The sequence below is a fragment of the Trinickia sp. genome (genome assembly GCF_051961175.1).
In the GTDB taxonomy this organism is placed as follows: Bacteria; Pseudomonadota; Gammaproteobacteria; order Burkholderiales; family Burkholderiaceae; genus Trinickia.
Window position 1 is genome coordinate 1 of record NZ_JBQCDN010000362.1, and the last position, 5372, is coordinate 5372.

Consider the following 5372-nt stretch of genomic DNA (forward strand, 5'->3'; position numbering starts at 1 on the left):
AGCAGCTTCGCCGTCTTATCGAACGCCTCGCCGGCGGCGTCATCGAGCGTTTCACCGAGCGTCTCGTAGACACCGACGTCGGTGACGCGCATGAGCTGCGTATGGCCGCCCGACACGAGCAACGCGACGAACGGAAACGGCGGCGGTTCATCCACGAGTAGCGGCGAAAGCAAATGGCCTTCGAGGTGGTGAATGCCGACGGTCGGCTTGTCCCACGCCATGGCGAGCGCGTTCGCGATACTGGCGCCGACGAGCAGCGCGCCAGCGAGCCCCGGACCCTGTGTGAACGCGATCGCATCGATATCGGCGCGCGATGCGTTCGAGCGCGCGAGGACATCCTCGAGCAACGGCAATGCTCGACGGATGTGATCCCGGGAGGCGAGTTCGGGAACGACACCGCCGTATTCCCGATGCATGGCGATTTGCGAATGCAGCGCATGGGCGAGCAGGCCGCGCTCGGTGTCGTAGAGCGCGAGCCCGGTTTCGTCGCACGAGCTTTCGATGCCGAGAACGAGCATGGTGGGATGGTGGGTAGATGAGCGCGGCCGGCTTTAAGGCCGTCCCCGCAGGGCAGGCGTGAAAAACGTAAAAGTATACCAGCGCGCCGTAGCGGGCAGCTGCGCAGGTAAAATGCGCGCCATGGAATCTTTCGATATCGCTGTGATCGGCGCGGGCGCCGCCGGCAGGATGTGCGCGGCCGTTGCCGGACAGCGCGGAGCACGCGTCGCGCTCATCGATCACGCGCCGCGCCTGGCGGAGAAGATCCGCATTTCCGGGGGTGGGCGCTGCAACTTCACGAACCTGCAAGCGGGTCCCGCCAACTACCTGTCGGCCAACCCGCACTTTTGCCGTTCGGCTCTTGCACGCTATACGCCGCGCGACTTTCTGGCACTGCTGAAAGCGCACCGCGTCACCTGGCACGAGAAGCATCGCGGCCAGCTGTTCTGCGACCATTCGAGCGAGTCGATCATCGACATGCTCAAGGCCGAGTGCGACACCGGCCGTATTGCGTGGCGGCGTCCCGTTGCCGTAGAGGCCGTCCGACGTGGGGAAGATGGCCGCTTTGCGCTCGGGACGCGTGCCGGCGAGATCCAGGCGCGTGCGCTCGTGATCGCAACGGGCGGGCTGTCGATCCCGAAGATCGGGGCGACCGACTTCGCTTATCGCGTGGCGAAGCAGTTCGGACACAAGCTCGTCGATATGCGGCCGGCCTTGGTGCCGCTGACGTTTTCATCCGACGATTGGGCGCCCTTCTCGACACTGGCCGGTGTCTCGCTCGAAGTTGAAGTGACGACGGGGGCGAAGCGCGCGCAAGGTTCGTTCGTTGAGGATTTGCTGTTTACGCACCGGGGGCTGTCGGGGCCGGGTATCTTGCAAATCTCGAGCTATTGGCCGAGCGGCGATCCGATCGTCGTCGATTTGCTGCCCGGGCGCGATGTGGCAGCCGAACTGATCGAAGCGAAATCGAATGGCACGAAGCGTCAGATCGGCAACCTGTTGGCGCAGTGGCTGCCGGCGCGTCTGGCCGATGCCTGGCTTGCGGCGCACGACGTCTCGGCTGAAGCACGGCTGGCCGATTTGTCCGACAAAACCTTGCGCCGGCTCGGCGAAGCGTTCGCGCGATGGACCCTCACGCCGTCTGGCACCGAAGGGTATCGCAAGGCGGAAGTCACGAAGGGCGGTGTGGACACCAAGGAGCTGTCGTCTTCGACGATGATGAGCTCGCGGGTGCCGGGGCTCTACTTCATCGGCGAAGCGGTGGACGTGACCGGCTGGCTGGGCGGCTATAACTTTCAATGGGCATGGGCGTCCGGCGTGGCGGCAGGTGAGGCGGCGTTCGAATTCACGCGTAGCGCTTGACAACGCTCGTGTAATTGTGCAGAAGGTCTGCTATACTCCCGGACCTTTGGTGAATTTCCGTTTGGAAACATGACGATCATTCGCGTAAAAGAGAACGAGCCCTTCGAAGTCGCGATGCGCCGCTTCAAGCGCACGATCGAGAAGAACGGCCTACTGACCGAGCTTCGCGCGCGAGAGTTCTACGAGAAGCCCACGACCGAGCGCAAACGCAAGAAGTCGGCGGCGGTGAAGCGCCACTTCAAGCGCCTTCGCAGCCAGATGCTCCCGAAAAAATTCTATTGATTGTCCCTGTGCCGGCATCGGCTCTGAGCGCGCCGTTATGGGCGTGCCGGCCCGCATCCTGTACTGATTTGGCGTCCGGTTTTGTGGTGGTATCGGCTCGAGTGCCATCCTGAATCGCGATGTCGGTTCGGTTGATCGCCCGGCGCTGATCCCGCCAGCAGCGCAGCCTGCGCAGACCCGCTTGAGGAAGCGTCCCAAGCGGGTTTTTGCGCTCCGCGCCGTACAATTTGGTTATCCCATTCCTCTTCTTGCATTCGGGTGACAGATGAGTCTCAAAGATCGCATCAACGACGACATGAAAGCTGCAATGCGCGCGCGCGAAACGGGCCGTCTGGGCACGATTCGTTTGCTGCTTGCGGCCATCAAGCAACGTGAAGTCGACGAGCGCATCACGCTGGACGATGCGGGGATTACCGCCGTCGTCGACAAGATGATCAAGCAGCGCAAGGACTCGATCAGCCAATTCGAGGCGGCCGGCCGCACCGATCTCGTCGAACAGGAAAGCGCCGAGCTCGCGGTTCTGACCGCCTATATGCCTGCGCAACTGTCCGAAGCGGAAGTCGCCGAGCAGGTGCAGGCCGCGGTGGCCGAGACCGGTGCAGCCGGTCCCCAGGATATGGGCAAGGTCATGGCTGTGCTCAAGGGCAAGCTGGCGGGCCGCGCCGACATGACGGCGGTATCCGCGCTCGTGAAGGCGGCATTGGCCAAGTAACCGAACGCTGGATGGCCGGGTGCCGTCCGCATGCGCTTAGCGCGCGTTCGTCACCGCATCCGCATCCGCACGTATTTCGCCTTATTGCATCGCTTGTGATTCCGCACGCCTTTCTTCAGGACCTGCTGAACCGCGTCGACATCGTCGACGTGGTGGGCAAGTTCGTCCAGCTCAAGAAGGGCGGAGCGAATTTCATGGGCTTGTGCCCGTTTCATAACGAGAAAAGCCCTTCCTTTACGGTTAGTCCTACTAAGCAGTTCTATCATTGCTTTGGTTGCGGCGCGCACGGCACGGCGATCAACTTCTTGATGGAGCACGGCGGGCTGTCGTTCCCGGAGGCTGTGGGCGAGCTGGCTCAATCGGTCGGGTTGACAGTGCCGCGAGAGCCTTCGCCTGCGCGCGGCGGCTACGGCGCGGACAAGGGCGGCTCGGGTTTCGAGCGCAGTGCGCCTGTGGATGGCAAAGCGGCCGCGGCGTTGTCGGATCTCATGCAGACGGCCTGCGACTACTATCGCAAGGCCCTGCGGGGTGCGCCGCAGGCGATTCAATACCTGAAGAAGCGCGGGCTGACGGGTGAGATCGCGGCGCGTTTCGGCCTTGGATACGCCCCCGACGGGTGGCAGAACCTCGAAGCCGTATTCGACGATTACCGCAACGATGGGCTTGTCGAAGCCGGGCTCGTGATTTTGAGCGAGAAGCTGGATTCGCAGGGCCAGCCGCGCCGCTACGACCGCTTCCGCGAGCGGATCATGTTTCCGATTCGCAATGTGAAAGGGCAGGTGATCGGGTTCGGCGGGCGCGTCCTCGACGGCGGCGAGCCGAAGTATTTGAATTCGCCGGAAACGCCTCTATTTAGCAAGGGTAGCGAACTGTATGGGTTGTTCGAGGCGCGGCTGGCGATACGCGAGGCGCACTCGGTGCTGGTAGTCGAAGGGTATATGGATGTCGTGGCGCTGGCTCAGCTCGGATTTCCGAATGCCGTTGCGACCCTCGGCACGGCCTGTACGCCGATCCACGTGCAAAAGCTGTTGCGGCAGACCGATACGGTCATCTTCAGCTTCGACGGCGATGCGGCGGGCCGGCGGGCGGCGCGCCGCGCGTTGGATGCGTGTTTGCCGCACGCAGCGGACAACCGGACGATCCGCTTCCTGTTTCTGCCGTCTGAGCATGACCCAGACAGCTACGTTCGGGAGTTCGGCAAGGCGGCTTTTTCGGAACAGATCGAGCACGCGGTGCCGCTGTCCCAGTTCATGCTGAACGAAGTACTGGCCGGCAAGGAACTTGATACGCCCGAAGGGCGGGCGCGGGCGCTGTTCGATGCCAAGCCGCTGTTGCAGGCACTACCGGCCAATGCGTTGCGCGCGCAGATCATGCATATGTTCGCCGATCGGCTGGATGTGCGGTTCGAAGAGGTGGCGGCATTATGCGATGTCGATACGCGGATCGTCGCCGCTGCCCGGCCGGCGCCGGCGCGCAAGGATCGGCGCCGCGTGACGGGCATCGAAGAGCGCGCGTTGCGCAACATGGTGATGTACCCGCGCATTGTGTCGGTGCTCGACGAGGACAGCGAAGAGAGTTTGTTCAACCAGAGCCACCACGGCGAGTTGTTCGCGGAAGTCGCGACGCACGCCCGTGCGCTGGGTGAGGCGGCCGAGTTTCGGCTAGTGTCGGATTTGCTCAGAAATGGGGCCAACGCGGCGACTTTCGAAGAAATCTTCAGCGAAATTCTGGACTATGATGAAAACGTGCGTGATTTGCTGATGCTGGATGCGGAAGACGCCGCGGCGGCGGAGCAGCAGCAAGAGCGCGAGCGCATTGCCGCCGAGGAATTCCAGGCGGCTATCCTGAAAATCCGCTATGACGCGTGCAGCGAGCGGCTGGAGCGCATGTCGCGACAGTCGAAGCTCACCCCTGAAGAGATCGAACAATACGCGGAACTGAACCGGCAGCGGGCCGACATGAAACGGCAACTTGGGCTCTGAGTTCGGGGGAGGGACTGCGCCGTGTGTGATATAATAAAAGGTTTTCAGCGGTTTAGTTTGTCTTTTCAAAGCAGGAGCGCTGGGGCAGAGGCGAGATAGCGATGGCAAAGACTACGAGCGAACGGGCGGCTGCGGGGCGTGCGACGAAAGCGGGCAAGGGGGATACCCGGGGCTCCGAAAAGCGCGCGACCGGGCCGGCGCGCAAAGTGGTGTCTGCGGAATCGGCTGTCGTTTCTGCCGAAAAGAGATCGGCTGCAAGTACAGCCGGGCGGGCCGGTAAGAGATCGGCAAGCTCGGGGGCTGTGCGAACTTCGGCGGCAGCCGCCGATATGACCAAGGCGGCAAAGACGTCCGCCAAGCCGGAGACGAGGGCCGCCGCCGCGAGGCGAGCTGGTTCGAAAAGCGCAGGGGGCGCGACTGCCACGCCGGACGATTCGGCAGTGCGCGATACCCAAGTATCCACGGTGCAACCGGCTGAAGTCCAGCAGCCGCGAGTCGAGACTATAGCCGGTACGGCGAACTCCATGACGAAAAAG

The 5372-nt window shown here is 63.0% G+C and carries 6 protein-coding genes; 4 read left to right on the forward strand and 2 right to left on the reverse strand.

Annotated features, from left to right (window positions below; all coding sequences use genetic code 11):
* On the reverse strand, positions 1-518 hold a 518-nt coding region (locus tag ACTHL0_RS20930), incomplete at its 3' end, for a tRNA (adenosine(37)-N6)-threonylcarbamoyltransferase complex transferase subunit TsaD (RefSeq protein ID WP_440568811.1).
* Between the two features lie 121 nt (positions 519-639).
* On the opposite strand from ACTHL0_RS20930, the gene ACTHL0_RS20935 reads away from it, so the two are divergent.
* The 4 genes from ACTHL0_RS20935 (at position 640) to dnaG (ending at position 4836) form a co-directional block, all read left to right on the forward strand.
* Complete coding sequence (locus ACTHL0_RS20935; RefSeq protein ID WP_440568812.1) at positions 640-1860, forward strand: NAD(P)/FAD-dependent oxidoreductase; 1221 nt, start codon at positions 640-642, stop codon at positions 1858-1860.
* 69 nt (positions 1861-1929) lie between these two features.
* On the forward strand, positions 1930-2142 hold the full coding sequence (gene rpsU, locus ACTHL0_RS20940; protein WP_440568814.1) for a 30S ribosomal protein S21: 213 nt from the start codon (positions 1930-1932) through the stop codon (positions 2140-2142).
* 265 nt (positions 2143-2407) lie between these two features.
* A complete protein-coding gene (locus ACTHL0_RS20945; RefSeq protein WP_440568815.1) occupies positions 2408-2854 on the forward strand; it encodes a GatB/YqeY domain-containing protein in 447 nt (148 codons plus the stop codon).
* Positions 2855-2949: 95 nt separating this feature from the next.
* Positions 2950-4836, forward strand: a complete 1887-nt coding sequence (dnaG, locus tag ACTHL0_RS20950; protein WP_440568816.1) for a DNA primase — start codon at positions 2950-2952, stop codon at positions 4834-4836.
* A 52-nt stretch (positions 4837-4888) separates the two neighbouring features.
* On the opposite strand, the gene ACTHL0_RS20955 is transcribed toward dnaG, so the two are convergent.
* A partial coding sequence (locus ACTHL0_RS20955) for a hypothetical protein (protein WP_440568817.1) occupies positions 4889-5372 on the reverse strand: 484 nt, incomplete at its 5' end.